At 62.9% G+C, this 23,348-nt stretch carries 23 protein-coding genes; 7 read left to right on the top strand and 16 right to left on the bottom strand.

Translation table 11 applies throughout. The features are described 5' to 3' along the window. Positions 1 to 28 precede the first annotated feature (28 nt). The 3 genes from LAD35_RS00470 to LAD35_RS00460 form a co-directional block, all read right to left on the bottom strand. Positions 29 to 1,516 carry a polyamine aminopropyltransferase gene (locus LAD35_RS00470; protein ID WP_224152852.1) on the bottom strand — a complete coding sequence of 496 codons (1,488 nt, stop codon included), beginning with the start codon at positions 1,514 to 1,516 and terminating at the stop codon, positions 29 to 31. Positions 1,517 to 1,740: 224 nt separating this feature from the next. Then, the gene (locus LAD35_RS00465) at positions 1,741 to 1,959 is read right to left on the bottom strand and encodes a DUF350 domain-containing protein (RefSeq protein ID WP_184710764.1); all 219 of its coding nucleotides are present in this window, start codon (positions 1,957 to 1,959) and stop codon (positions 1,741 to 1,743) included. Between the two features lie 109 nt (positions 1,960 to 2,068). Then, positions 2,069 to 3,622, bottom strand: coding sequence for a DUF4178 domain-containing protein (locus LAD35_RS00460; RefSeq protein WP_224150816.1), 1,554 nt, complete (start codon positions 3,620 to 3,622; stop codon positions 2,069 to 2,071). 208 nt (positions 3,623 to 3,830) lie between these two features. Between LAD35_RS00460 and LAD35_RS00455 the strand changes: the two genes are divergently transcribed. Then, positions 3,831 to 4,088, top strand: coding sequence for a DUF2061 domain-containing protein (locus LAD35_RS00455; protein WP_224150815.1), 258 nt, complete (start codon positions 3,831 to 3,833; stop codon positions 4,086 to 4,088). A 189-nt stretch (positions 4,089 to 4,277) separates the two neighbouring features. Beyond that, on the top strand, positions 4,278 to 4,565 hold the full coding sequence (locus LAD35_RS00450) for a hypothetical protein (protein ID WP_224150814.1): 288 nt from the start codon (positions 4,278 to 4,280) through the stop codon (positions 4,563 to 4,565). Positions 4,566 to 4,578: 13 nt separating this feature from the next. Here the strand turns inward: LAD35_RS00450 and LAD35_RS00445 are convergent, their stop codons facing one another. The 8 genes from LAD35_RS00445 to LAD35_RS00410 all read right to left on the bottom strand — a co-directional run bounded on the left by LAD35_RS00445 (position 4,579) and on the right by LAD35_RS00410 (position 11,809). Then, positions 4,579 to 5,571 carry a 2-hydroxyacid dehydrogenase gene (locus tag LAD35_RS00445; RefSeq protein WP_224150813.1) on the bottom strand — a complete coding sequence of 331 codons (993 nt, stop codon included), beginning with the start codon at positions 5,569 to 5,571 and terminating at the stop codon, positions 4,579 to 4,581. 26 nt (positions 5,572 to 5,597) lie between these two features. Further along, positions 5,598 to 6,548, bottom strand: a complete 951-nt coding sequence (locus LAD35_RS00440) for a sugar kinase (RefSeq protein WP_224150812.1) — start codon at positions 6,546 to 6,548, stop codon at positions 5,598 to 5,600. Between the two features lie 29 nt (positions 6,549 to 6,577). Beyond that, complete coding sequence (locus tag LAD35_RS00435) at positions 6,578 to 7,384, bottom strand: sugar phosphate isomerase/epimerase family protein (protein WP_224150811.1); 807 nt, start codon at positions 7,382 to 7,384, stop codon at positions 6,578 to 6,580. Between the two features lie 158 nt (positions 7,385 to 7,542). After that, entirely contained in the window at positions 7,543 to 8,295 is a 753-nt protein-coding gene (locus LAD35_RS00430) for an amino acid ABC transporter ATP-binding protein (RefSeq protein ID WP_317986724.1), read from the bottom strand. Between the two features lie 143 nt (positions 8,296 to 8,438). Next, positions 8,439 to 9,236, bottom strand: a complete 798-nt coding sequence (locus LAD35_RS00425) for a transporter substrate-binding domain-containing protein (protein ID WP_224150810.1) — start codon at positions 9,234 to 9,236, stop codon at positions 8,439 to 8,441. A gap of 53 nt (positions 9,237 to 9,289) precedes the next feature. After that, complete coding sequence (locus LAD35_RS00420) at positions 9,290 to 9,943, bottom strand: amino acid ABC transporter permease (protein WP_224150809.1); 654 nt, start codon at positions 9,941 to 9,943, stop codon at positions 9,290 to 9,292. An 11-nt stretch (positions 9,944 to 9,954) separates the two neighbouring features. Beyond that, the gene (locus LAD35_RS00415; RefSeq protein WP_184710744.1) at positions 9,955 to 10,626 is read right to left on the bottom strand and encodes an amino acid ABC transporter permease; all 672 of its coding nucleotides are present in this window, start codon (positions 10,624 to 10,626) and stop codon (positions 9,955 to 9,957) included. A 115-nt stretch (positions 10,627 to 10,741) separates the two neighbouring features. After that, positions 10,742 to 11,809, bottom strand: coding sequence for a LacI family DNA-binding transcriptional regulator (locus tag LAD35_RS00410; RefSeq protein WP_224150808.1), 1,068 nt, complete (start codon positions 11,807 to 11,809; stop codon positions 10,742 to 10,744). A 719-nt stretch (positions 11,810 to 12,528) separates the two neighbouring features. Here LAD35_RS00410 and LAD35_RS00405 point away from each other — a divergent pair. Together LAD35_RS00405 and LAD35_RS00400 are read left to right on the top strand one after the other, a co-directional pair. Next, positions 12,529 to 13,200 carry a hypothetical protein gene (locus LAD35_RS00405; protein ID WP_224150807.1) on the top strand — a complete coding sequence of 224 codons (672 nt, stop codon included), beginning with the start codon at positions 12,529 to 12,531 and terminating at the stop codon, positions 13,198 to 13,200. An 88-nt stretch (positions 13,201 to 13,288) separates the two neighbouring features. Next, the gene (locus LAD35_RS00400; protein ID WP_224150806.1) at positions 13,289 to 13,870 is read left to right on the top strand and encodes a hypothetical protein; all 582 of its coding nucleotides are present in this window, start codon (positions 13,289 to 13,291) and stop codon (positions 13,868 to 13,870) included. 392 nt (positions 13,871 to 14,262) lie between these two features. Here the strand turns inward: LAD35_RS00400 and LAD35_RS00395 are convergent, their stop codons facing one another. Next, positions 14,263 to 15,243, bottom strand: a complete 981-nt coding sequence (locus LAD35_RS00395; RefSeq protein WP_377779680.1) for a LysR family transcriptional regulator — start codon at positions 15,241 to 15,243, stop codon at positions 14,263 to 14,265. A 131-nt stretch (positions 15,244 to 15,374) separates the two neighbouring features. On the opposite strand from LAD35_RS00395, the gene LAD35_RS00390 reads away from it, so the two are divergent. Both LAD35_RS00390 and LAD35_RS00385 read left to right on the top strand, forming a co-directional pair. Beyond that, positions 15,375 to 15,923, top strand: coding sequence for a cysteine hydrolase family protein (locus LAD35_RS00390; RefSeq protein WP_224150804.1), 549 nt, complete (start codon positions 15,375 to 15,377; stop codon positions 15,921 to 15,923). 144 nt (positions 15,924 to 16,067) lie between these two features. Further along, positions 16,068 to 16,934 (top strand): methylglyoxal synthase, encoded by an 867-nt coding sequence (locus tag LAD35_RS00385; protein ID WP_224150803.1) that lies wholly within the window; start codon positions 16,068 to 16,070, stop codon positions 16,932 to 16,934. A 19-nt stretch (positions 16,935 to 16,953) separates the two neighbouring features. Here the strand turns inward: LAD35_RS00385 and LAD35_RS00380 are convergent, their stop codons facing one another. The 4 genes from LAD35_RS00380 to LAD35_RS00365 all read right to left on the bottom strand — a co-directional run bounded on the left by LAD35_RS00380 (position 16,954) and on the right by LAD35_RS00365 (position 21,664). Further along, positions 16,954 to 17,355: a VOC family protein gene (locus LAD35_RS00380; RefSeq protein WP_224150802.1), complete on the bottom strand. Its 402-nt coding sequence runs from the start codon at positions 17,353 to 17,355 to the stop codon at positions 16,954 to 16,956. Positions 17,356 to 17,397: 42 nt separating this feature from the next. Then, on the bottom strand, positions 17,398 to 18,336 hold the full coding sequence (locus LAD35_RS00375) for an alpha/beta hydrolase (protein WP_224150801.1): 939 nt from the start codon (positions 18,334 to 18,336) through the stop codon (positions 17,398 to 17,400). Positions 18,337 to 18,379: 43 nt separating this feature from the next. Then, positions 18,380 to 19,861: a flavin-containing monooxygenase gene (locus LAD35_RS00370; RefSeq protein ID WP_224150800.1), complete on the bottom strand. Its 1,482-nt coding sequence runs from the start codon at positions 19,859 to 19,861 to the stop codon at positions 18,380 to 18,382. Positions 19,862 to 20,056: 195 nt separating this feature from the next. Further along, positions 20,057 to 21,664 carry an alkaline phosphatase D family protein gene (locus LAD35_RS00365; RefSeq protein ID WP_224150799.1) on the bottom strand — a complete coding sequence of 536 codons (1,608 nt, stop codon included), beginning with the start codon at positions 21,662 to 21,664 and terminating at the stop codon, positions 20,057 to 20,059. 312 nt (positions 21,665 to 21,976) lie between these two features. Here LAD35_RS00365 and LAD35_RS00360 point away from each other — a divergent pair, with 312 nt between their 5' ends. Continuing rightward, positions 21,977 to 23,338, top strand: a complete 1,362-nt coding sequence (locus LAD35_RS00360; protein ID WP_224150798.1) for an aspartate aminotransferase family protein — start codon at positions 21,977 to 21,979, stop codon at positions 23,336 to 23,338. Positions 23,339 to 23,348: the final 10 nt, after the last annotated feature.

Raw genomic sequence — 23,348 nt, 5'->3', positions numbered from 1 at the left:
CGCAGCGCCTCAGGGGGGTGTTCCACCATCAATGCGCCACCTTCCCCCATTCGCGCTCGTAGGTGTGTACCAGCACCTGGTTGGAGAGGCGGTTGACTTCGGTCGGCACACGCGCCATGTCGGGCGGAAAATCGAACAGCAGTGGCAGGCTGGGCAGGCTCAAAAAGCGCATGCCGACGGGCAGGGTAGAGGGCAGGCTCCAGGGGCGGCGGCTGGCAATCACGAAGCCCCATTCGCCAAAGCTGGGCACATGGGCGTGGTAGGGCGTGGCTGTCAGGCCTACCGATTCGACGGTGTTCACCACAGTCCAGAAGCTCTGGCGCGCAATCAGCGGCGAGGTGGTCTGGATGACTGCAAAGCCGCTGGCGGCCAGGTGCTGGCTGAGCATGGAGTAGAAGCTGTTGGTGAACAGCTTGCCCACGGCAAAGTTGGTGGGATCGGGAAAGTCCACGATGATGACGTCAAACACCTCTTCGGTCTGCTGCGCCCACTGAAAGGCGTCGGTGTTGATGATGGTGACCTTGGGGTTGTTCAGCGCATTGCTGTTGAGTGCCTGCATGCTGGGCACGTTCTTGAACAGGTCGGTCATGGCCGGGTCCAGCTCCACCAGGGTCACCGATTCGACAGAGGGGTACTTGAGCACTTCGCGCACGGCCATGCCGTCGCCGCCGCCCAGAACGGCCACCTTGCGCGGCGCGCCAAAACGGCTCATCACGGGGTGCACCAGGGCTTCGTGATAGCGGTATTCGTCGCTCTGCGCAAACTGGAGGTTGCCGTTGAGGTACAGGCGCGTGCCGCGCTTGCCCTGGGTGACGACGATGCGCTGGTAGGGCGTGCTGCGCGCCAGCACGATGGGTTCCTGGTAGAAGTGATCTTCGGTGAGCGAGGTGATCTTGTCCGCACCCGCCAGGCCGCCGATCAGCGCGCCGATCACCAGCAGGCACGCCAGCACATGGCTGGCAAAGCGGCGCAGCTCATCCTTGAAGAGAAACAGCGCCCACACAGCCACCAGCGCATTCAGCAGGCCGAACACCAGGCCGGTACGGATCAGCCCCAGGTGCGGCACCAGCAGCAGCGGAAACGCCAGCGACACGGCCAGCGCGCCCAGGTAGTCAAAGGTCAGCACCTTGGAGACGAGATCGCGCAGCACCACGTTGCGCTTCAAGATGCGCATGACCAGCGGAATCTCCAGCCCCACGAGCGTACCCACCACGAGCACCGTGCCGTACAGCATCCAGTGGAAAGCCGTGGGCACGTAGGCGTTGACGAGCGAAAGCACGGCGGGCAGCGCGCCGCCCACCAGGGCTACCATCAGCTCGATGCGCAGAAAGTGCGCCGGCAGCTCGCGCACCAGGTAGCGCGAGAGCCACGAGCCGATGCCCATGGCAAACAGGTAGGTGCCGATGATGGTGGAGAACTGCAGCACCGAATCGCCCAGCAGGTAAGACGCCAGCGCGGCGGCAGCCAGCTCGTACAGCAGGCCGCAGGCTGCGACGACGAACACGCTGAACAGCATGGCGATTTCCAGCGGGCTGGCGCGGCGGGGCAAATCCTGCGGATTGGCAGCGATGCCGGGGCCGAAGTCCAGCGCGTCGTGCGGGTCGGTAGCGGCGGTTTCGGCGGGGGGAGAAGAAGACACGGGGCGAGATGCCTGCGGGCTGCAGGGATAGAGGTCGAAGTAGCCAGTGGCGCCCTACTAGAAAGCGCCTATAGCTATTTATTTGATAGTAAATATGGCGGCTAGCCGATGGCTGCCGCCACGATGATGCTGATGCCCAGGCACATGGCAGCTACCACCACGCCCAGGGCGAGGTTCTGCTTTTCGACAATCTCGCCCCACATGTCCACCGGGGTGAGCTTGTCGATGATGAGAAAGCAGATCCAGAACACCACCACGCCCACCAGGGCAAACAGGATGGAGCCAAAGAACGCATTCGGGTGAAACCAATCGAGATTCATCACAACACTCCTCTATCAAGGCAGGCCATGCGCACCATGGCGTGGTCTGCCGGTATCAAAACCAGGGGCCCGCTTGCCCTTGCCCTGCGGCTGAGCTGGGCGCGCCCCGCTATTTGTGGCTTCCGCCAGAGCTGTAGCCGCCCCACGATCCGCCCGAAGACCTGCTGCTGCCCGTGCTGCACTTGCTGACGTAGGTGGGGTCGGCCGCCAGCTTGCGCCGCTCGTCGGCGGCGTTGCAGCCGCTGGGCCACAGCCAGATCAGCAGAAAGAACAGAATGATCAGGCCGATGATGATCGGCATGCAGCCGAGCTTGGGCATGGAAAACGAGCTGCTCGTCGGCTTGAACAGCGCCAGCTGGTCGGTCATGCCGAAGGCGGCTGCCACGGTCTCGGGTGCCAGCTTGCGGCCCATCGACCAGTTCACCTCGCGCCGGCCCTGCTCCAGGTTGAGCAGCTGCACGCCATCCTGGCCGCGCGCGAAGTCCACATTGTCGGTCTTGTCGCCGCGCACCACCGGCCAGTAGAACTCGCCCTGCACATAAGTGGTTTCCGCCAGGTAGCTGTACTGCTTTTCGTAGGTCTGCTTGTTCCAGGTGGCGGTGCTGGCGCCTGCACGGTAGTTGGGCGCGCCCGTCAGGGTCTTGACCAGGCTCCAGCCGTCGCTGCTGTTCACCAGAAACTGGAAACCCTGCTTGCTGTGGTAGAGCAGGTACTCGTCCCAGCCAAAGTGTTCGTCGTCGCCCGGCTCCACGCCCATGCGGTGCTGAAAACCCACCACCTGCCATTTGCTGCCCGCAAAGGTGCCTAGCTTGCCCAGCGGGATGAGCGGCTGCACCGGCTCGTCCTGCAGCGCAGCGCGCAGCTCGCCACCAATGCCCTGCGACACATCGATGATGCTGCCGCAGCTCGGGCAGGTGAGGCTCTGCGTGGTTTGCAGCTTGATCTCGACCCGCGCCGCGCAGCGCGGGCAGTTGAAGTGCCGCCCCTTGTCCTTCTTGGCCGAGGTGTCCTTGAGCCCGGCAATCTTCAGATCTGTCAGCCTGACCGGCTCGCCCAGGTAGATGGAGGGCGGTGCTTCGCTGTAGTCGATGGACAGCACGCGGTCGTCCTGCGAGCGAAGCTCCACCACGGTAAAGGGCTTGCCCAGCTCTGGCTTTTTGGGCATTTCGCCCTCGGCGGCCATCAACTGGGCGTGCACCACGCTGGTCACGCTGTACTGCACGCCGCTGATGGCCACGTTCTGGCCCGGGCGCCAGCGGCTCTCGTCGGGCAGGTTGCGCGCGGGAACGTCGCTGGCGCGGGCGAGCACAAACTGGCCGTTGTCCTCGCTCACCACGGCCATCTCGTTGCCGTCGGTCAGCGCCAGCCATTCGTTCCAGCTTCCGGTATCGCCCTTGTACTGCAGCCGCCCGATCAGGCGAAAGCCTTCGGGCTTGCCGTCCTTGCCCTTCTGGAACTGGCCGGTCTGGCCCAGCTTCAGGGGGCTGTAGTCGTTGAAGATTTCGGCCATCTTGCCGATGCGCTGGAGCACATCGCCTTCGCGGACGATGGAGCTTTGGCAGTACGGGCATACCGCGTAGGCCGCTTGCGCGCTGGCAAATTCGACAGGTGCGCCACAACCCGGGCAGGGTGCGGTGTAGCTGCGTTGCTGGTCCGTGGTCATGGCTTGTTGTGTATGTGGTGCGCGCAATGGATCTATTGCAGCAGGCCCCTGTCCCTCACAGGGCTGGCCGGCTGCCGAGCATCATAGCGGTATTGCGACCGCCATAAGGTCCGGCTATGCGCGCCGTAGCCATGATTCATTGGACTGTGCAAATAAGAATAATTATCATCAAAAAACACTGATAGCCCACCCATCCAGAAAGCACGCCATGTCTAAGTTCCGCAGCCTCCTCCACAACAACCGCCAGACGCTCAGCAAGACCGCCAGCTATTACGTCATCCATATCACGGTGGCGGCCATGGTGGCCTATGCCGTCACCGGCAACCTGATTGCGTCGCTCACACTCAGTCTGCTCGAACCCACGGTACAGGCGTTTGCCTTCTTCTTTCACGAAAAGGCCTGGCAGCGCTGGAATGTCCGCAAGCAGGCCGCAGCCACCAACGCAGGGCTGTCCCATGCGGCGTAAGCAGGCACCTGCAGGCGGGCAGCCAGCCTGGCGGGCGTGGGCGCTGCAACGGCTGGCGGTTATGGCACAGGTGGCGTAGGGGATTGGGGCCGCATGCGAGCGGCCCCCGGATACCTTTGTTTGCAGCTGCTGGCCCGGGGTTTGTGCGACAGTTGCGCATCTGCCATGAACTCGATCCAAGGAAACCCCATGCGTGCGACATCCCTTCGTCTGGGCTGCCTGGCTGCCGCCTGCGCCCTGGTGCTGGCGCTTTCGGGCTGCGATGTGGTGGGCCCGATCAGCAGCAACGCCGTCCTGTCGGACCAGGCCATCGCCGACAGGACTGCCGATTATTTCAGCAGTACCGAGGCGCATGTACAGGTGTTTGGCTTTGACCGCCGCCGTGAGTCAACGCGCTACCAGGCCACATTTCAGGGCAACAAGTACAACTGCAGCATCTACATGAACCAGGTGCGCTGCGACCCTGTGGGGCAGTAAGCGCTGTTCGGATTCAGGCTTTGCCCAAATCAAACCATCCTGCGGGCTTTTCACCCTCCAGCACCTGTAGCAGATTCGTCACTGCCATCTCTGCCATCGCGTAGCGCGTTTCGTGGGTGGCCGAGCCGATGTGCGGCAGCGCCACCACCTTGGGGTGGGTGCGCAGGGGCGATTCCACCGGCAGCGGCTCGGTGGCGAATACGTCCAGGCCTGCGGCGCGGATCTGGTCGGCATCCAGCGCGTGCAGCAGGGCGGCTTCGTCGATGATGGCGCCGCGAGAGCCGTTGATGACGATGGCGCTGGGCTTCATCAGTGCAAAGGCGTCGGCGTTCAGCAGGTGGCGGGTCTCTGGGGTGGAGGGCAGCATCGAGACGATGAAATCGGCCTCGCGCAGCAGTGCCTCGCGCTCCACAAAGCGCACATGGCCGGCGAGGGCGCCCAGCTCGGCTTCGGGTACGGTGCTGCGGTTGTTGTAGATGACGGGCATGCCAAAGCCCAGCGCCGCGCGGCGGGCCAGGGCCAGGCCAATGCGGCCCATGCCCAGAATACCCACTGTCTTGCCATGCACGTCCCAGCCAAACAGGTCTTCGCCGATATTGCGCTGCCACTGCCCCGAGCGCACGAACAGCGCCAGCTCGGGGATGCGGCGGCTGGTGGCCATCAGCAGCGCGAAGATGGTGTCGGCGGTGGTCTCGGTGAGCACGCCCGGCGTGTGGCACAGCGCAATGCCGCGTTGCTGCAGGCTGGCCAGGGGGTAGTTGTCCACACCCACCGAGATGCTGGAGATGGCCTGCAGATGCGGCGCGCTGTCGAGCAGGGCATCGGTGATGGGGTAGCTGGAGCCGATCAGCGCCTCGGCCTGCGGCAGGGCGTCAAAAAAGGCATCGCGCTCGCCCGGTACGCGGGGGTTGGCAACCGTCACCGCATGCGCGGCTTGCAGGCGGGCGAGCTGGTCGTCGGGCAGTTCGCGGAAAGCCAGTACCTGGCGGCGTGTGGATGGGGTCATGGCAGCTCCTGGGCGTCGGAGTGGGTTCAGTAACCGGCGGCTGTCAACGCGGCGCGGGTGGGCAGGCCCTCCGAATCACCGAGCACCTGCACCTGCAGCGCGCCAATCCAGCAGCCGCGCTTGACGGCTTGCGGCACGGTGTGGCCATCGAGCAGACCGCTGATCACCCCCACGGCAAAGGCGTCGCCCGCGCCCACGGTGTCCACCACCTTGTCGACCGGGCAACCTTCCACATAGCCGGTGCCTGCTTTCGCATCATCAAAGTAAGCGCCTGCTTCGCCGAGTTTGACGACGACGAGGCGTGCGCCCTGGCTGCGGTAGAACTGTGCAATGGCTTCGGGTGTCTTGTGGCCGGTGAGCAGCTCGCCTTCGGCCAGGCCCGGAAAGACCCAGTCGGCCCCTGCAGCCAGTGCATTGATCTCGCGGCGCATCGTGGCTTCGTCCTTCCACAACGTGGGGCGCAGGTTGGGATCGAACGAGATGGTGCTGCCAGATGCGCGCGCAACTTCCAGCGTGCGCTTGGCCGTGGCCAGGCTGGTATCGGAGATGGCGGCAAACACGCCGGTGGCATGCAGGTGGCGCGCTGCGGCAAGCCAGGGCTCGTCGATGTCGGCAGGCGTCATCAGGCTCGCGGCCGAGCCCTTGCGGTGGTATTCCACCTGCGGGTCGCTGCCGTCGTCGGTGCGGCCCTTGATCTGAAAGCCGGTTTTCTGCGCAGGGTCCAGCACCACATGCTCGCAATGCACACCTTCGCCCTTCATCTGGTTGATGAGGTAGCGGGCCATCGAGTCGGCGCCCAGGCGGCTGGCCCAGTGGGTGTTGAAACCCAGGCGTGCCAGCCCGGTGGCCACATTGATCTCGGCGCCTGCAATGCGCTTGGTAAAGAACTCGGCCTGCTCCAGCGGGCCAGGGCGGTCGGCAATCAGCAGCATCATGGCTTCGCCGAAGGTCGCGATGTCGAAGGTTTTGGTGGTCATGGCCGTGTCTCTTGTGGTTTTTTCGCGGTTCAGTGGTTTTGCAGGGCGGTGGCGTCGCGCAGCACGGCCAACTCGTGCCGGGTGACGGCCTGCAGGTCGTCGCCGATCAGCGGGTATTCGATGGCGCGCGGCACATCGCCGGGCAGGGCGCGCAGAATGGCGCGCCAGGCGGCGGCTGATTCGGCCAGCGGCACGGCCACCCATTTCGCAGGCAGGCGCTGCACGCCCTTGGCATGCACATAGGCCACGCGGCTGGCAAACAGCTGGGCGGCTTGCAAGGCGCATTCGCCCAGGTAGTGCCAGTTGCCCATGTCAAAAGTCATGGGCAGGGATAGGCCCGCCGCATCGGCAGCGGCAAAAAAGCGCTGCAAGGCCTGCACGGTGCCCGCGCCCACGGTCTGGTCGTTCTCGATCAGCAAGGTGATGCCAGCCTCTGCAATGGCGGCTTTGAGCGCGGCAAACCCGGTGGCCGAATGCGCCACCGATTGCCGGGCAAAGCCGCCAATCGACATCTTGAGCCAGCTGGCGCCCAGGGTCTGGGCGGCCGCAATGGCGTGCTGCAGCACGGCGGTATCGAGTGCGCCGTCCATCGCAAACAACGGCTGCGGGCAGGAGTAGACGACGTCCAGGCCCTGCGCACGCACATAGACGGCAATGGCGGGCAGCTCGTCAGCGGCGTCGATCAGCAGCTCTTCGCGTACCTCCACCCCGCTCGCGCCAGCGGCGTGGGAGAGCCGGGCAAAGTACAGCTGGCCGTGGCGGCGCACTTCGGCATTGCCGAATGAGGTGAGGGAGATGAGGGCTGGCGCGCCAGCGTTGTGCACAGACAAGGCCATGGTTTTTGGTGATTTTGGCCGTTTGCGCTCGTCCATCAAGCGCTAGCAGCTATCTATAAGTGAGCAAAAAGTCGGCAGAAACTTCGCACGTTCTCAGGCACTGGCGTGGCCCATCGGCGCACACCGGGCAAGGGCGCCCCGCAGCGCCACAGGGGGTGTCAATGGTTGCTGAGGATCTGGCCCAGGAACTGCTGGGTCTTGGGGTGCTTGGGGTTGTCAAAGAACTCGGCGGGCGGGCCCTGCTCGATGATCTTGCCGTCGGCCATGAAGATCACGCGGTCGGCCACGCTGCGGGCAAAGCCCATTTCGTGGGTGACGCACAGCATGGTCATGCCGTCGTCGGCCAGGCCGATCATGGTGTCGAGCACTTCCTTGACCATTTCGGGGTCGAGCGCCGAGGTGGGCTCGTCAAACAGCATGATCTTGGGCGCCATGCACAGCGCGCGGGCAATTGCCACACGCTGCTGCTGGCCGCCCGAGAGCTGGCTGGGGTACTTGCCTGCCTGGTCGGGGATGCGCACGCGTGTGAGGTATTTCATCGCGCGCTCCTGCGCCTCCTCCTTGGAAAGGCCGCGCGAGCGCATCGGCGCCAGCATGCAGTTTTCCAGAATGGTCAGGTGTGGAAACAGGTTGAACTGCTGGAACACCATGCCCACTTCCTTGCGGACGGTGTCGATCGCCTTGCTGTCGCCGGTCAGATCGGTGCCGTCAACGGTGATCCTGCCCTTCTGGATGGCTTCGAGCCGGTTGATGCAGCGGATCATCGTCGATTTGCCCGACCCAGAAGGCCCGCAGATGACGATACGTTCCCCGGCGCGCACGTCGAGGTTGATATCGGTCAACACCTGAAAGTTGCCATACCATTTCTCCACGCCTTGCAGGCGAATGATGGGATCTTGCGAGGTGGTCATAAAGCAGTCGTTTTTTAAGATGATCGCGGCACTGGCACGCCCAAGATAAGAGACAGCCAGCAAGGGCCGCCCCGCAGCGTTGCTGTCGTCCCCCTTTCAGGGGGGAAGGCGCACAGCGCCTCAGGGGGTGGTCCGTTTTGGGGTTAGTCCAGTTTTGGCAAGTCAGCGCCCAGCCACTTCTGGTACAGCTTGTTCAGCTCGCCGTTGGCGGTGTTCCTGGCGATGAAATCGTTGACGGCATTGGCCACTTCGTCCTGGCCGGGGCGCAGGGCAACGGCCATGTTCTGCTGCAGCAGCTGGAACTTGCTCTCAAACTGGCCAGCAGGCGCGCGCTTGGCGATCTGGGCCGCCACGGTGATGGAGCAGCCAATGGCATCCACCTGGCCGGACAGCAGCGCCTGCATGGCCGAGGCATCGTCATCAAAGCGGCGGATCTGCGTGCCTTCCGGGGCCACCTTGGTCACGGCCACGTCCTGCGTCGAGGCACGGGCCACGCCCACGCGCAGGCCTTTGAGGTTTTCCGGGCCCTTGATGGCGGTCTTGGTGTTGCCGAACAGCACGATCGAGGCGGCCGAGTAGGGCTTGGAGAACAGCACCTGCTTGGCGCGCTCGGGCGTGATGGCCAGCGATGCGATCAGCATGTCGACCTTGTTGGTCAGCAGGAAGGGAATGCGGTTGGGGCCGGTCACGGGCACGATGTCGGCCGTCACGCCCCACTCCTTGGCCAGCAGCTTGGCCACATCGGCGTCGTAGCCGTCAGGCTGGTTGCTGCTGTTCAGAATGCCGTAGGGAGGGAAATCCACCAGCATGCCGATGGTGATCTTGCCTTTTTTCTTGAGATCGGCCAGCGACTGCGCCGAAGCGCTGAGGGGCAGGAGGGCGCTGGCAGCCAGGGCGGCAGCGGCGGTGGTGAAAGTGCGGCGCGAGAGTTGCATGTTCATGTCTCCTATGGGTTGGATAACGCAACGGGAAAGGAAAAAAGGGGAAGGCAGAATCACCGGGCCAGAGCCTTGGCCTGGCGCTTTTCCAGGCGGCCAGCCCACAGCGACAGGGGCCAGCACAGAATGAAATAGACGGCGCCTACAACCCCGAACACCAGCATCGGCTGGAAGGTGGCGTTGTTGATGATCTGGCCGGCGCGCGTCACCTCGGTAAAGCCGATGATGGCGGCGAGCGACGTGCCCTTGATGATCTGCACCAGATAGCCCACGGTGGGCGCTACGGCAATCTTCATGGCCTGCGGCAACACCACGGCGCGCATGCGCCAGTAGTACGACAGGGACAGCGCATCGGCCGCTTCCCACTGGCCGCGCGGCACAGCCTGGATACAGCCGCGCCAGATTTCGCCCAGGAACGCGCCGCTGTTGAGAATCAGCGCGGCGGCAGCTGCCACCCAGGGGTTGATCTCAAAACCCAGGATCGGCGCACCGAAGAACACCAGAAACAGCTGCAGCAGCAGCGGCGTGCCCTGAAAAATCTGGGTAAAGAACGTGGCGACGCCGCGCGCCAGACGGTTGTCAGACGTGCGCGAGAGCGCCACGATAAGGCCCACGAGTGCCCCACCGATGAAGGCGATGGCAGACAGCGCAACCGTCCACTTGGCCGCTTCCACGATGAACCACAGCTCAGACCAACCAAAAGTACGCATGTTTGTATTCCTCAGCGACGGTCGGGGTAGTTCAGGAACATCTGGTAGATGAGCTTGAACAGCAGGTTGAAGGCCAGCGACAGCGCCAGATAGATGATGGCGACGACGATGTACACCTCGAAACTGCGGAAGGTTTCGGACTGGATGTTGGCGGCGACCGAGGTCAGGTCATCCGCCGAGATCACCGACACCACGGCTGAGCTCAGCATCAGCAAAATGAACTGGCTGGTGAGCGCTGGGTAGATCGTCTTGAGCGCGGGCTTCAAGATGACGAAGCGAAAAATCTCCCAGCGCTTGAGATCCAGCGCCAGTCCTGCCTCAATCTGCCCCTTGGGAATCGACTCGATACCGGCGCGGATGATCTCGGTCGCGTACGCGCCCAGGTTCACCACCATCGCCACGAGCGCGGCGGTCTGTGGCGACCAGCGCAGGCCGATGGCGGGCAGCGCAAAGAAGAAGAAAAACAGCTGCACCAGAAACGGCGTGTTGCGGATCAGCTCGATATAGGCGTTGATCACAAAGCGCAGCGGCGCCGGGCCCGAGGTCTTGCCCCACGCACAGACGATGGCGACCGCGAGGCCCATGGCCATGGCCAGAAAGGACAACTGGATCGTGACCCAGGTGCCCTGCAAAAGCTGGGGCCAGGCGGCCAGCACCTGGTCGAATTGGAACGTGTAGTTCATGGCGATGCGTCGCTTTGAAACCGGTTTCAGTGCGCGGAGTGTAATCGCAGGTTACGGTTTGGTTACTAGGGTTTTTCCTAGGATGCTACGTAACAGTTTCAGAAGTTGATAAAAATCAACGCTTTGGTGACGCGGTGGAGCCGCGCACAATGATGGTGCCCGGTAACTCGATCTTCCTCGCGGGGCTGTGCTTGCCCTGAATGCGCTCGATCAGGCACTGGGCGGCGGCCTGGCCCAGCGCATCGGTAGGCTGGGCCACCGTGGAGAGGCCCGGGCCCACCAGCGGTGCCCAGTCGGTTTCGTCGATGCCGATCACGCCCAGCTCCTGCCCGGGCACCCAGCCCAGCGCATGGATGGCGCTCGCCGCCCGCAGGCTGGCAACGCCATTGCCAGCCAGCACCGCAGGCCTGCGGCCCGCCTGCACAGCGGCCTGCCGCCATTGCGCCAGCTGCTGCTGCAGTTGTGGGCCATTGTGGGCCGTACTCTCCCACACCGATCCCTGCAGCATCTTGCTACGGCTTAAGTAGCGCAAAAACGCCTGCTGGCGGGCAGTACGGGAGCTGACGCCTGCAATCGGCTCAGTCACCAGCAAAACCTCGTCAAAACCCTGGGCCTGCAGATGGTCGAGCGCGAGCTGGATGACGCCGGGGTTGTCCACCGTCACGAAATCGGCATCCATGCCTTCCATGAAACGGTCCACCAGCACGATGGGTTTGCCGTGCAGCTGCGCGTCGTGCCACAGCTGGGCGCTGGTTTCGACGCGGTTGAGGATCATGCCGTCGAGCTGGTAGGCCGACAGCGCGTGCATGGCATCGCGCTCGCGGCCAGCCTCATTGCCCAGGTTGAACAGCACCAGCAGGTAGCCCGCAGCCTGGCAGGCCTTCTCGGCCCCCTGCAGCACCGCCACCGAGAACGGGTTGGTCACATCGGCCACCGCCAACCCGATAAGGCGCGTGCGCCCATGCTTGAGCGCCTGCGCCATGGGGCTGGGCCGGTAATTGAGCTGGGCAATCGCCTGCTGCACGCGCTCGGCCATGTCGGGTGCCAGGATGTCGATGCGGCCATTGAGGTAGCGCGACACCGAAGCCTTGGAGACCTGCGCCGCCTGCGCCACATCGGCAATCGTGGCACGGGCCTTGGGGCGTGGCGGAGACGAAGCGGGGCGTTGCACGGAATCAGACACAGCGGTATCCAAAAAAACCATAGCTGCCAGCGCACATCCTTATTGAATTTAAAGCCAGAAAATAGCCAAAACCCAACACCAGCAAGCGCCAACAGCTCCTAGATTGATAAACGGCCAAAACCCCGAAAAGGGACGGAGGGGCAACGGTGTATGCCTCGGCTGCGATGGTAGCGCCGAATAGGAGGCTCGGGGAGCGGCACGCGCATCAAAAGTGATGGGGTCTCATTGGTTTTGCCAAGTCCATCAATAGGGATAGGCTCATGCGCGGGCCCATTGTTGGCTTTGGCAAAAGGCTGCTTTCGACCCAGAGCAGCCATACAGGTAAACGCTCAAAAGCCGTTATTCAGCCGGGCTACTAGTGCCAGGGAAACCTACCCAGAAAGCGCTCGCGTTCCAATTGCTCCATGTCTCGAAGATGCCGCAAGCCGTGCCATTTCACGAACATGCGCGCCCATTGCACGTAAGCCTCTCAGTGCGTAGGCTATAGTGTTATAGCGACTTCGCTCGCGGACCTAGTCCAGCAACCGTTTAGCGCACAGCACAGGAAGGGATGCGGGTTTCTTGGCTGAATTTAGCAATGTAATTTCATGCGGCATACCCGCCTTCGAGGCAGGCTACCAGCTCCTTGCCGCATTTCATTTGTATCCATTTAGACCGCAAGCGCCAGATATCGTCTGCTACATGGCGCGGTCTAGACTACGTTAGGCGCCTCAATACGTATGAACATTCAATCGCTCGCCCAGCAACTCGATGGCATCGTTTTGGAATACGAAACTTTGACGCATAGATCTATTCACAGCGATCTCAGTGACCTTCCCGAATATTCTCGCCAAGCTGTCGTTACTAGAGCGGTCGCTGCGATTGCCCGGATCTCCGGAGAAAACTCCTCATATGCCAATGAGGTCAAGCGTGTCCTGAAACAGCTTCCGCATCTTCATTTGCACTTGGCTCCGATCATCGGTGTGGTCAAAGCATTGCGGGCTGATGTAAATGCTGGGCACCTCCAGACGCTTATTGAGCTTGTTCATGCAGCCACCTTCGCGGACTTCTTGGAAATGGCCCAGCATCTGATTGATGCTGGCTATAAGGACGCCGCAGGTGTCATTGCTGGTTCGGCACTTGAGTCGCATATTCGTATGCTTTGCGTGAAGGCGGGTGTTCCAACGGAACTCACTAAACCCGATGGGGGCTTAGTGCCAAAGAAGGCTGATGCAATGAACTCTGACCTCGCAAGTGCAAATGTTTATTCAAAGCTTGATCAAAAAAGCATTACTGCATGGCTTGATCTACGAAACAAGGCCGCGCACGGAAAGTATTCCGAATTCAAAGCAGATCAAGTATTGCTAATGATTGCTGGAATTCGAGACTTTCTTACGCGAGTTCCAGCGTGATCCGCGAGAAAGCACCTAACTGGCTGGTTAAGCAGACTGGCCTCCGGCCGGCCGCTTACCTTGTTCGTTAAGCATCACAGGAGAAATAGTGACAATTCATCGCGCCGTGGCTTATGTACATTGGAACTATTTCCTCGCGTTAGAAGAGGATCTAGACCGTTTGTCTAGATATGTCGATTTCTCAGGAAACGATGACGCCTATTCACTTGAGATTGCCCGCCTCCTACTCGGCGCTAGCGCCGAGGTCGATGTTGTTCTGAAGCTTCTTTGTAAGAGATTCAATCCAAACAGCGCTGCCTCTTCCATCGGCATGTATCACGCGGAGGTGAGTGCGAATTGCCCAACCTTCATCGACTTCGAGACTCAGCTTCCTCGCTATGGCGTAACTCATCAGCCGTGGGTTAACTGGACAGCAAATCAACCTCCACTTTGGTGGTCAGATCACAACAAGGTAAAGCATCAGCGCGACCAACATTTCAAGCGAGCCACGCTGAAGAACTGCCTTAACGCAGTTGGGGGGCTGTTTGTTGCGGTGTTGCATCTCTATGAGCAGGAAGCCGCGAACGGCGAGTTACTCCAGCTTCCTCGTCTATTCAATGTCGGCGAACAATTCTTTGCTGGCACCCAGATGGGCCGATACGGTCACAGCTTCAAGTACAGAGTTCGATGATACCTAACCCTTCCATCGAGCTGACATGCCCCAGCAAGCCGGATCTTGCAGCTTATGTCACACGTTGAATGTCTGCTTTTTGATTTCATCAGCGACCGCTCATGGCCGAAAGCAGCCATGCCCACCCCGAAGTCTAAAAGTGCTCTCCATCCCCAATTTGCGGGCCACGCTCCCAACTTCATGCAACTGCTGTGCCACAGTGGGAATATTCGCTGCATCAATGAGGGCCCAAAAAACGGCCAGCCTCGCGCAGCCCAAGACGCGCAATCAGCCTGTGGATAATTTTGTGCAATGTTCGGGCCGTTGCGGGATCAACTCCCTTTGATCTCCCTCGGAGAAAAAAATACACACCGGGAAGCGCACTTCTGTGGATAAGTTAATTTGATAGCAGCTTACGCAGGCGTTGTGTGGGCCTGGAGCAGGCAGTCGATAAAGGCCTGCGCCACGCGGCTGGGGGCGGGCGAGAGGCGCCACATGGCGACGAATTGGCACTGGTAGTGGAAGCGGTCGGGGCCCACCGCCTGCATCAGGCCCTGCTCTTCAAACCGGGCGGCGTAGTGGTCGGGCAGAAAGCCCAGAAAACACCCGGACAGAATCAGGGTTGCAATCGATTCCTGGTCAAAACCCGTGGCGGCGCGGGGCAGGCGCACGCTGTGCGAGAGCTCCATGTTGGGCGAGTGGTAGCCCAGTCCGGCAAAGGGGTAGTGGCGCAGGGCCTCCCAGTCGAGGCGGTCATGGGGCTTGTGCCACAGGTCATGCCCGGCGGCGCAGTACAGCTGCATGGTTTCGCCAAACAGGTCGCGGTACACCAGGCTGGCCGAGCTGCGGTGCGCGGGGATGATGCCAACATGAAAGCGCCCATCCATCAGCCCGCGTTCGATGGCGTTGATGGAGCTGACATGCAGCTGCAGGTTCACATCGGGTGCCACCGTGCGAAACCGGGCAATCGCGCGGTGAATCTGCGCCTGCGGGTTGCTCACCGTCTTGTCGAACACGGCGATTTCCAGATTGCCGCCCATGCGCGCGTGGATGTCGTCGATGCGGCTGCGAAACAGATCAACCCCGCCCAGCAGCTGCAAGGTGGCTTCGTACACCTGGTGGCCCTCGGGGGTGAGCGCAAAGCCTGCGCGCCCGCGTCTGCACAGCACCATGCCCAGCCGGGTCTCCAGGTCTTTCATGTGGCGGCTGAGGGTGGAGGTGCCGATGTTCAGCTCCAGCTCGGCAGCCGACATGCCGCCGCATTCCACCACGCTCTTGAAGACCTGCAGCAGCCGCAGATCCATGTCGCTAAGCTGCCCAAGCACCGCGCGCGCGCGGCGCGCTGCTGCCGGTGGATGGGGCAGGGGGGCGGAAACAGGGGGGTTGGCGGCCATGTGCATAGCTTAGCGGCTTTGCGCCGGGGCAACAGCTTGCGGTGCAGGCCCGCGTCCATCCCGTCTGGCGAGGGGTTTACGGCGGATCCCTAGAATCCAGGCTGCTTGTACCACCCACCCATAGGAATGCCATGCCCCACACCGCCGTTCTCGTCATTGATGTGCAGCAAGGGCTGTGCGATGGCCCCGGGGCTGCCTGGGATTGCGCAGGCCTGATTGCCCGCATCAACCAAGTAACCGCAGCGGCACGGGCGGCTGGCATGCCCGTCATCTGGGTGCAGCACGCAGAGCCGGGGCTTGAAGCCGGCACGCTTGGCTGGCAGCTGGCGCTGGGCCTGCAGGTGGAGGGCGCCGATCTGCGCAGCAACAAGACCACGGGCGATGCCTTCTGGAAAACCGATCTGCTGCCCACGCTGCAGGGCCTGGGTGTGCACGAGCTGGTGATCTGCGGCATGCACACCGAGTACTGCGTGGATGTGACCACTCGCGCCGCGCTGCGCCACGGCTACCCGGTGGTGCTGGTGGAAGATGCACACACCACCTGCGGCAATGCCGCCGTCACCCCGCAGCAGGTGATTGCGCACCACAACATCACCCTCAGCACCACCAGCAGCTTTGGCCCGCGTGCGCGCCTGCAGACGGCGCAGCAGTGGGCGAATAGTGCAGCCAGTAATCCATAAAAAATGCCTTTTTGCACAATACAGGTAAGCGCATATAGCTATTAATTCAGTAGTATTGAAGGGCGTCTCCGCTGCTGCCGTCACAGCCCTGGCGTGGTTTTGGCGCTATGCTTTCCCCTCACTTGCCACACCACGGGACTGACCATGCTTTTGGGCCTTGCTGCCAACCGTTTGCACCACCGCAGCGATGATGCGGCGCTGTTCACCTTTTTGCGCGCTTGCGAGCAGGGCATTCGCGAGCTGAATATCGGCTTTCACGCCGTGGGCCGCACCTATGACGCGATTGCTGCCGCCGAAATGCTCAAGGGCCACAAAGGCCTGGTGCGCTACCCCTACGGGCGTGAAGGCGGGCTGATGAAGCTGGTGGCCGAAGTGGTGGGCATGCCCGGCGAAGGCCGGGTGCTGGACGGCGCCATCTACCTGACCGATCCGGTCGATCCCTCGTCCATCTTCCCCGAGGCGTTGGCCCTCAAGCGCCAGTGCGTGATCCACGGCAAGCCCTTCATCTCGACCGTGGCGAGTGCGCGCGACTGGGTGGAGATGGAGCGCATCCACGCAGGCCTGCCGCGTGACCGCCATGCAGACAGCCTGCACAGCTATGCATCGCAGACCCTGGCGCTGATTGCCCATGATGCGATGAAACCCGCCATGCTGGAGTTTGCGGCGGCGAATTTCGAACTGCTCTCGCGCTACAGCCGCCGCGTGGGCACGGGCACCACGGGCCAGAAGCTCAACGAGATGGCCTGGAGCAAGGGCTGGCCCGCCGGCACACCCTGGGTGGATCGCTACAACAGCGGCCCGCTGGGGGGCGACGCGCAGATTGCCGATCTGGTGCTGGAAGGCCGCTGCCAGCGCGCCATCTTTTTTGAAGACCCGCATGTGGCCCGCCAGCATGAGGCCGATATCCAGCTGCTGGAGCGTGCGGTGACGACCAAGACGCTCGATGTGGTGTGCATGACCTCGCCCGCCGTGGTGCAGCGCTGGTGCGATGCCGCCGTCAGGCGGGCGTAGGCTCTCGGGTTAGCGGCTTTCAGTCCACTTCGTTGGACACCTCGATCAGGTTCTCATCGGGGTCGTAGAAATAGACGGATTGCAGCACTGCCTGTGCGCCCGTGGCACGCACCGGCCCCTGCACGACGGCAACCTGTTCGCGCTGCAGGTGCGCGATGAAATCGGCCAGCGGCATGCGGGTGAGAAAGCACAGATCGGCAGAACCTGGCGTGGCATGTTTCACGTTCGGGTCGACAACCTTATCGACTTCGTGCAGGTTGATCTTTTGCCTGCCAAAGTGCAGCGCGTGGCGGCCGGGCTTGAACTCTCTCGCCCTCATGCCCAGAACCCGCTCGTAAAAGGCAATGCTGCGCGGGATACTGTGCACGGTGAGCACCAGGTGGTCGATGGCGTCGACCAGGGTTTCGGTAGTGGGGGGCATACGGTTTTCTTCTGGGAATTCACTCAGAACGTGTTTACGTTCTCAGGGCCGCAACATGCGCCCAAACTGCGCGGTGCTTTCATCGATGGCCTGTTGCGCGCCCGTCGACCAGCGGCCCATGTCGAAGAATGCATGGATCATGCCGTCATAGCGCCGCGTGTCCACGGGCACACCGGCAGCCTGCAGGGCACGGCCGTAGGCTTCGCCCTCGTCGCGCAGCGGGTCGTATTCGGCAGTCACGATCAGGGCAGGCGGCAGGCCTGACAGATCTCTTGCCTGCAGCGGAAACAGGCGCGCATCGTCGCTGCTGGTGCCGTCCCCGGCATAGTGGCCGTAGAACCATTCCATGCTGCGTTTTTCGAGCAGGTAGCCGGTGCCGTTCTCGTCGATGGAGCGGTGGCCTGCCTGCAGATGGTCGAGCGCCGGGTAGATCAGGAACTGGGCCTGCAGGGCGGGCGCTGTGCCGCGCAACAACTGGCAGACGGCGGCTGCGAGGTTGCCGCCTGCACTGTCGCCCGCAATGCCCACGGCACGGTTGCCGCCCAGGCCAGCAGTCTGGGCCTGTATCCACCGCGTGGCGGTCACGGCATCTTCCACCGCTGCGGGAAAGGGGTGCTCCGGCGCCAGGCGGTAGTCCACCGAGACGACCACGGCAGCGCTGCCCTTGCACAGCGAGCGGCAGATGTTGTCGTGCGTGTCCAGATCGCCAATCACCCAGCCGCCACCGTGAAAGTACGCAATGGTCGGAAAAGGCCCGGTGCCTCTGGGGCGGTAGATGCGGGCCTTCAGGATACCCGCTGGCCCGGGGATGTGGATGTCCTCCACCCGGGAGACGGGCACGGTCTGCTCGGGCGTGCGGGTGCCATGGGTGAAGGCGAGGTAGCTGTCGCGGCCTTCCTGCGGCGTGCCTTCCCACCGGGGTTTGGCATTGGCGTCCTTGACCATCTGCACGATGGCGGCAATTCCGGGTTCGAGGGGCATGGCTGGGGTGTCCTTGTCGGCGGTGGAGGGGGAGCGCGGGGGCTCAGCGGTAGACGAGCACGTCTTCCTGCAGGCTGACCTGGGGCAGGGTGTCGCGGTCCTGGTCATAGTCGTGCAGGTGCGTCCAGGGCTCGCGGTCTCCGCTGCGGTGCATCAGATGCTGCGAGCGGGTGATGTAGCCGGGGTTGAAGTTGCTGGCATCGCACCAGGGCTGCAGCGCCATGTCCGCATCCTGCGGGCGCAGGGTGGCGGTGACCGAGCGCTTGCCCGTCCGGTCGAGGTGCGCGAGCATGCGGCATACCCAGTCGCTCACCAGCTCGACCCGCAAGGTCCAGCCAAAGCGGAAGTAGCCCATTACGTAGGCCATGTTGGGCAGGCCATTGATCATGACGCCCCGGTACGGCACGCGCTGGCTGAAATCGACGCGCTCGCCGTCGACGGTGAAAGGCACATCGTCAAACAGCTTGAGGTTGAAGCCCGTGGCGCTGACGACGATGTCGGCATCGAGCCGCTCGCCCGAAGTGAGCACGATGCCCCGGGCGTCGAAATTCTCGATGCCATCGGTCACCACCGAGGCCTTGCCGGTGTTGATGGCGTCGAACATGTCGCCGTCGGGCACCACGGCGATGCGCTGCTGCCAGGGGCGGTAGGCCGGGTTGAAATGCTTTTCCACATCAAAGCCGTCGGGCAGGCGTGCGCGGATGTCGTCGAGCAGGCGCTTGCGCAGGGCTTCGGGGTCTTCCTTGCCCATGTGCGCAAACTTGGTCGATTGGGAGATGTGGGCGCGGCGCAGGATCTCGTGCACCCACTCGTCGGGGAGATCCAGCTCGCGCAGCGGCGCCTCCAGCGGGTGGCTGCGCGGGCGCGAGAGGAAGAAGGTCGGTGTGCGCTGCAGCATGGTGACATGGCCTGCATCGGGCGCCATGGCTGGAATCAGCGTGGCCGCCGTCGCCCCCGAGCCGATCACCACGACGCGCTTGCCATGGTAGTCCAGGTCCTGCGGCCACAGCTGCGGGTGCACGATCCGGCCCTGGAAGTTCTCCAGCCCCGGCCAGTGCGGGGTGAAAGGCTTTTCATGGTCGTAATAGCCCTGGCACAGCCAGAGGAACCGGGTGGTGATGGTTTTTTCGGCGCCGCTGTCCAGCAGCCGCACCGTCACCGTCCACTGCTGCTCCTGCGCGGACCAGCTGGCGGCCGTCATCTGGTGCCGGTAGCGGATATAGGGCGCCAGCTGGTTTTCTTCGATGACATCGGTCAAGTACTTTCGGATCTCATCAGCGGTGGCGATGGCCGTGCCGCGCCAGGGCTTGAAGCGGTAGCCATAGGTGAAGAGGTCGCTGTCCGAGCGTGCGCCCGGGTAGCGGTGCGTCCACCAGGTGCCGCCATGGCCGGGGTTGCGCTCGAGCACGGCAAAGCTGCGCCCGGGGTGCTGTTCCTTCAGGTGGTAGGCCGAGCCGATGCCCGAAACGCCTGCGCCGATGATGAGCACATCCACATGCTCGGATGTGTGCTGTGCAGTTGCCATGGACTTGTCTCCTGTGCGGGGATGCTGACGAGAATAGAGACGGTCAGGCGCGGCGCTTGTCGTTTGAGCGACTGGCGTGCTGGCGCCAGTCGTGCAAGTTGTGCCTGTGGTGACGGCGGCGTAAAAGGAAAAGCCGCAGCGCCCGAGGCATCTGCGGCTTTCCTGAAAGGCGTGTCGGTGGCGGGCGGGCGGCGCTCAGGCCTGCTGCGGCTCCAGCGTCTTGGTATAGAGCGAGGCACCGTTCAAATCCTTGAGCACCACGGTGAGCGCACGGCTTTTGTGGTCGATATCGAGCTGGCCGAAGAACTGGAAGCCCTCGCTCGGGGCCGAGTTGGCCTTGGGCGGTGCCTTGTGGAAGACGACATCAAGGCCGAAGGTCTTGTCCACCTCGTTTGGCCCAAAGCCGCCTGCATTGAGGGGGCCGGAGACGAACTCCCAGAACGGCGCAAAATCCTTGAACTGCGCGCGCTCGGGGCTGTAGTGGTGGGCGGCGGTGTAGTGCACATCGGCCGTGAGCCACACCACGTTGTGAATGCCTGCGTCCTTGATGCCCTTCAAGAGGCGCGCCATCTCCAGCTCGCGCCCCTTGGGCACGCCGTGCTCGCCGTTGGCAATCGCCTCCCACTGGTCGCGTCCTTCGGCGTCCTTGCCATCGGGCACGAACAGGCCGATCGGCATATCGGCGGCAATCAGCTTCCAGGTGGCGGTGCTGGCCTTGAGGCCCGCCAGCAGCCAGTCGAGCTGGGGCCGGCCGAGGAAGTCGGTCTCCGCGCTTTCCACCGTCTGCAGGTTGTGGGTGTTGGGGCCACGGTAGGTGCGCATGTCCAGCACAAAGAGGTCGGCCAGCGGGCCTTGGGGCAGGTGGCGGTATACGCGCTGCTGCTCGGCGGCGCCGAAGGGGCGCATGGGGGCGTATTCCATGAAGGCGCGGCGGCCCCGGGCGGTGAGCAGGTGCACGTTCTTTTCGGTGTAGCGCTTGTCGTTCGCAACGCTCTTGCTGTCCGAATAGTTATTGGTGACCTCGTGGTCATCCCACTGCCAGATCTGTGCGACCTCGCTGCCCAGCGCACGCACGTTGCGGTCCATCAGGTTGTAGCGGTAACGGCCCCGGTACTCGTCGAGCGTTTCGGCCACCTTGGCCACCTGGGGCGTCACCAGGTTCTTCCAGGTGCTGCCATCGGGCAGGGCGACGGTCTCGGAGATGGGGCCGTCGGCGTAGATGGTGTCGCCGCTGTGCAGAAAGACATCGGGGTTGGTCTTGCGCATTTCGTCATAGATGCGCATTCCGCCAATGCCTTCATTGATGCCGTAGCCCTGGCCCACCGTATCGCCGCTCCACACCAGACGGAAAGGGCGCGTGGCCGGACCCTGGCTTGCGAGCGGCGTGCGGAAATGCCCCTGCACGGCAGGTGCGCGGGTGTTGCTGCTTGCCAGGTCATCGAGCACCACGCGGTAGAAGATGTCCTGCCCGGCGGGCAGGCCCTGCAGATCGACGCGGCCGGTGCCGTCGGTATCGGGCAGCAGGTCGGGGCCGCGCACCAGGGTGCTCTGGGCAAAGCTGCTGGTGGTGGACCATTCCACCCGCATGCGCGCCTCGCGGCTGGCGCGGGCCCAGACGATGGCGCTGTTGGCCAGCACATCGCCGCTTTGCAGGCCTGACAGCAGCAGGGGCCGTGCGGCATCCTGTGTAATGGCAGCAGGCGCCGTCTGCGCGCGCAGAATGCCCGGCAGCAAGCTGGTGCCTGCCATGGCGGTGGACGAGAGCAGAAAGCGGCGGCGGGCGGATGGATCGTGGGAGGACATGTCGGTTTTATCGGTGGCAGCAAAGCCGCCACCTTAGCCTTGCCGTGTGACGCCGTGATGAAGCATAAAACAATGCTTTGGCGCTTTCTGCATGCACACTAATAGCTGCATTATTGATAGCTGAAAAACGTGCGAGTGGTGCCGCATGCCTGCGGCTCCCTGGGGCGTTTTCGCCGGTTTTGCCACCTTTTTTACTTGCAAAAAACCGCAAGTGAGCTTTGATATGTCAATATTTGAATAAGAAAAAAACCGGCCCACAATGCCACATCCACACTGGAAAACACAGGACGCCGCCGTTCCAAGGAGAAACCCATGAGCTTTGTGCAGATCGACGAAAAGACCGCAGGCGCCGCGCTGCGCACCGACGCCGCCTGGCTGGAGGCGCATTGGATGCCGTTCACCGGCAACCGCAACTTCAAGGCCAAGCCGCGCATGATCGTGGGCGGCCAGGGTGCCTACTACACCGATGGTGAAGGCCGCAAGATTTTTGACGGGCTGTCGGGCCTGTGGTGTTCGGGCATTGGCCATGGCCGCAAGGAAGTGGCAGAAGCCATCGGCAAGGCTGCGCTGCAGCTTGATTACGCCCCCGCCTTCCAGTTCGGCCATCCTGCCTCGTTCGCACTGGCCAACAAGATCAAGGAACACACGCCCGCCGGGCTGGATCACGTGTTCTTCACCGGCTCGGGCTCGGAAGCTGCCGACACCTCGCTGAAAATGGTGCGCGCATACTGGCGCCTCAAGGGGCAGGCCAGCAAGACGGTGCTGATCGGCCGCGAAAAGGGCTACCACGGCGTCAACTACGGCGGCATCTCGGTGGGCGGTATCGGCGGCAACCGCAAGATGTTTGGTCAGGGCATTGCGGCAGACCATCTGCCCCACACCCAGCCACCCGCAGGCACCTTCCAGAAGGGCATGGCTGAAGACGGTGGCCGCGCGCTGGCCGACAAGCTGCTCGACGTCATCGCCCTGCACGACGCGAGCAACATCGCAGCCGTGATCGTCGAGCCCTTCTCCGGCTCGGCAGGCGTGGTGATTCCGCCCAAGGGCTATCTGGAGCGTATCCGCGAGATCTGCACGCAGAACAACATCCTGCTGATTTTTGATGAAGTCATCACCGGTTTTGGCCGCTGCGGCGCCTGGACGGGTTCGGAAGCCTTTGGCGTGGTGCCCGATATCCTGAACTTTGCCAAGCAGGTGACCAACGGCGCGCAACCGCTGGGTGGCTGCGTGGTCACCAAGGAAATCTACGACACCTTCATGGCCGCTGGCGGGCCGGAATACATGCTGGAGTTTGCCCACGGCTACACCTACTCGGCCCACCCTGTGGCCTGCGCAGCGGGCGTGGCGGTGATGGACATTCTGGAGAAGGAAGACATGCCCGGCCGCGTGAAGGCGCTGGCGCCTTACTTCGAGAATGCCGTGCACAGCTTGAAGGGTGCCAAGCACATCGTCGACATCCGCAACTATGGGCTGGCAGCGGGCTTTACCATTGCGCCGGTGCCAGGCGAGCCTGCCAAGCGCCCTTATGAGATCGCGATGAAGTGCTGGGAAAAAGGCTTCTACGTGCGCTATGGCGGCGACACCATCCAGCTGGCGCCACCCTTCATCAGCGAAAAGGCCGAAATCGACCGCCTGATCAACGCCCTGGGCGATGCGCTGGCGGAAGTGAACTAAATTACTATAA

Source organism: Comamonas odontotermitis, from assembly GCF_020080045.1.
Taxonomy (GTDB): Bacteria; Pseudomonadota; Gammaproteobacteria; order Burkholderiales; family Burkholderiaceae_C; genus Comamonas; species Comamonas odontotermitis.
The sequence above is the reverse complement of the archived record's forward strand: the minus strand, read 5'-3'. Positions and strand labels throughout refer to the sequence as shown.

What these genes read in the sequence shown, in the direction of transcription:
- LAD35_RS00450 (WP_224150814.1), top strand. Translation starts at nt 4,278, where the DNA reads ATGCGTGCGACATCCCTTCGTCTGGGCTGCCTGGCTGCCGCCTGCGCC.
- LAD35_RS00425 (WP_224150810.1), bottom strand. Translation starts at nt 9,236, where the DNA reads ATGAACATGCAACTCTCGCGCCGCACTTTCACCACCGCCGCTGCCGCC.
- LAD35_RS00375 (WP_224150801.1), bottom strand. Translation starts at nt 18,336, where the DNA reads ATGCCCCTCGAACCCGGAATTGCCGCCATCGTGCAGATGGTCAAGGAC.
- LAD35_RS00470 (WP_224152852.1), bottom strand. Translation starts at nt 1,516, where the DNA reads ATGCTGTTCAGCGTGTTCGTCGTCGCAGCCTGCGGCCTGCTGTACGAG.
- LAD35_RS00455 (WP_224150815.1), top strand. Translation starts at nt 3,831, where the DNA reads ATGTCTAAGTTCCGCAGCCTCCTCCACAACAACCGCCAGACGCTCAGC.
- LAD35_RS00385 (WP_224150803.1), top strand. Translation starts at nt 16,068, where the DNA reads ATGCTTTTGGGCCTTGCTGCCAACCGTTTGCACCACCGCAGCGATGAT.
- LAD35_RS00440 (WP_224150812.1), bottom strand. Translation starts at nt 6,548, where the DNA reads ATGACCACCAAAACCTTCGACATCGCGACCTTCGGCGAAGCCATGATG.
- LAD35_RS00405 (WP_224150807.1), top strand. Translation starts at nt 12,529, where the DNA reads ATGAACATTCAATCGCTCGCCCAGCAACTCGATGGCATCGTTTTGGAA.
- LAD35_RS00460 (WP_224150816.1), bottom strand. Translation starts at nt 3,622, where the DNA reads ATGACCACGGACCAGCAACGCAGCTACACCGCACCCTGCCCGGGTTGT.
- LAD35_RS00465 (WP_184710764.1), bottom strand. Translation starts at nt 1,959, where the DNA reads ATGAATCTCGATTGGTTTCACCCGAATGCGTTCTTTGGCTCCATCCTG.
- LAD35_RS00360 (WP_224150798.1), top strand. Translation starts at nt 21,977, where the DNA reads ATGAGCTTTGTGCAGATCGACGAAAAGACCGCAGGCGCCGCGCTGCGC.
- LAD35_RS00435 (WP_224150811.1), bottom strand. Translation starts at nt 7,384, where the DNA reads ATGGCCTTGTCTGTGCACAACGCTGGCGCGCCAGCCCTCATCTCCCTC.
- LAD35_RS00395 (WP_377779680.1), bottom strand. Translation starts at nt 15,243, where the DNA reads ATGGCCGCCAACCCCCCTGTTTCCGCCCCCCTGCCCCATCCACCGGCA.
- LAD35_RS00365 (WP_224150799.1), bottom strand. Translation starts at nt 21,664, where the DNA reads ATGTCCTCCCACGATCCATCCGCCCGCCGCCGCTTTCTGCTCTCGTCC.
- LAD35_RS00445 (WP_224150813.1), bottom strand. Translation starts at nt 5,571, where the DNA reads ATGACCCCATCCACACGCCGCCAGGTACTGGCTTTCCGCGAACTGCCC.
- LAD35_RS00420 (WP_224150809.1), bottom strand. Translation starts at nt 9,943, where the DNA reads ATGCGTACTTTTGGTTGGTCTGAGCTGTGGTTCATCGTGGAAGCGGCC.
- LAD35_RS00415 (WP_184710744.1), bottom strand. Translation starts at nt 10,626, where the DNA reads ATGAACTACACGTTCCAATTCGACCAGGTGCTGGCCGCCTGGCCCCAG.
- LAD35_RS00370 (WP_224150800.1), bottom strand. Translation starts at nt 19,861, where the DNA reads ATGGCAACTGCACAGCACACATCCGAGCATGTGGATGTGCTCATCATC.
- LAD35_RS00430 (WP_317986724.1), bottom strand. Translation starts at nt 8,295, where the DNA reads ATGACCACCTCGCAAGATCCCATCATTCGCCTGCAAGGCGTGGAGAAA.
- LAD35_RS00380 (WP_224150802.1), bottom strand. Translation starts at nt 17,355, where the DNA reads ATGCCCCCCACTACCGAAACCCTGGTCGACGCCATCGACCACCTGGTG.
- LAD35_RS00390 (WP_224150804.1), top strand. Translation starts at nt 15,375, where the DNA reads ATGCCCCACACCGCCGTTCTCGTCATTGATGTGCAGCAAGGGCTGTGC.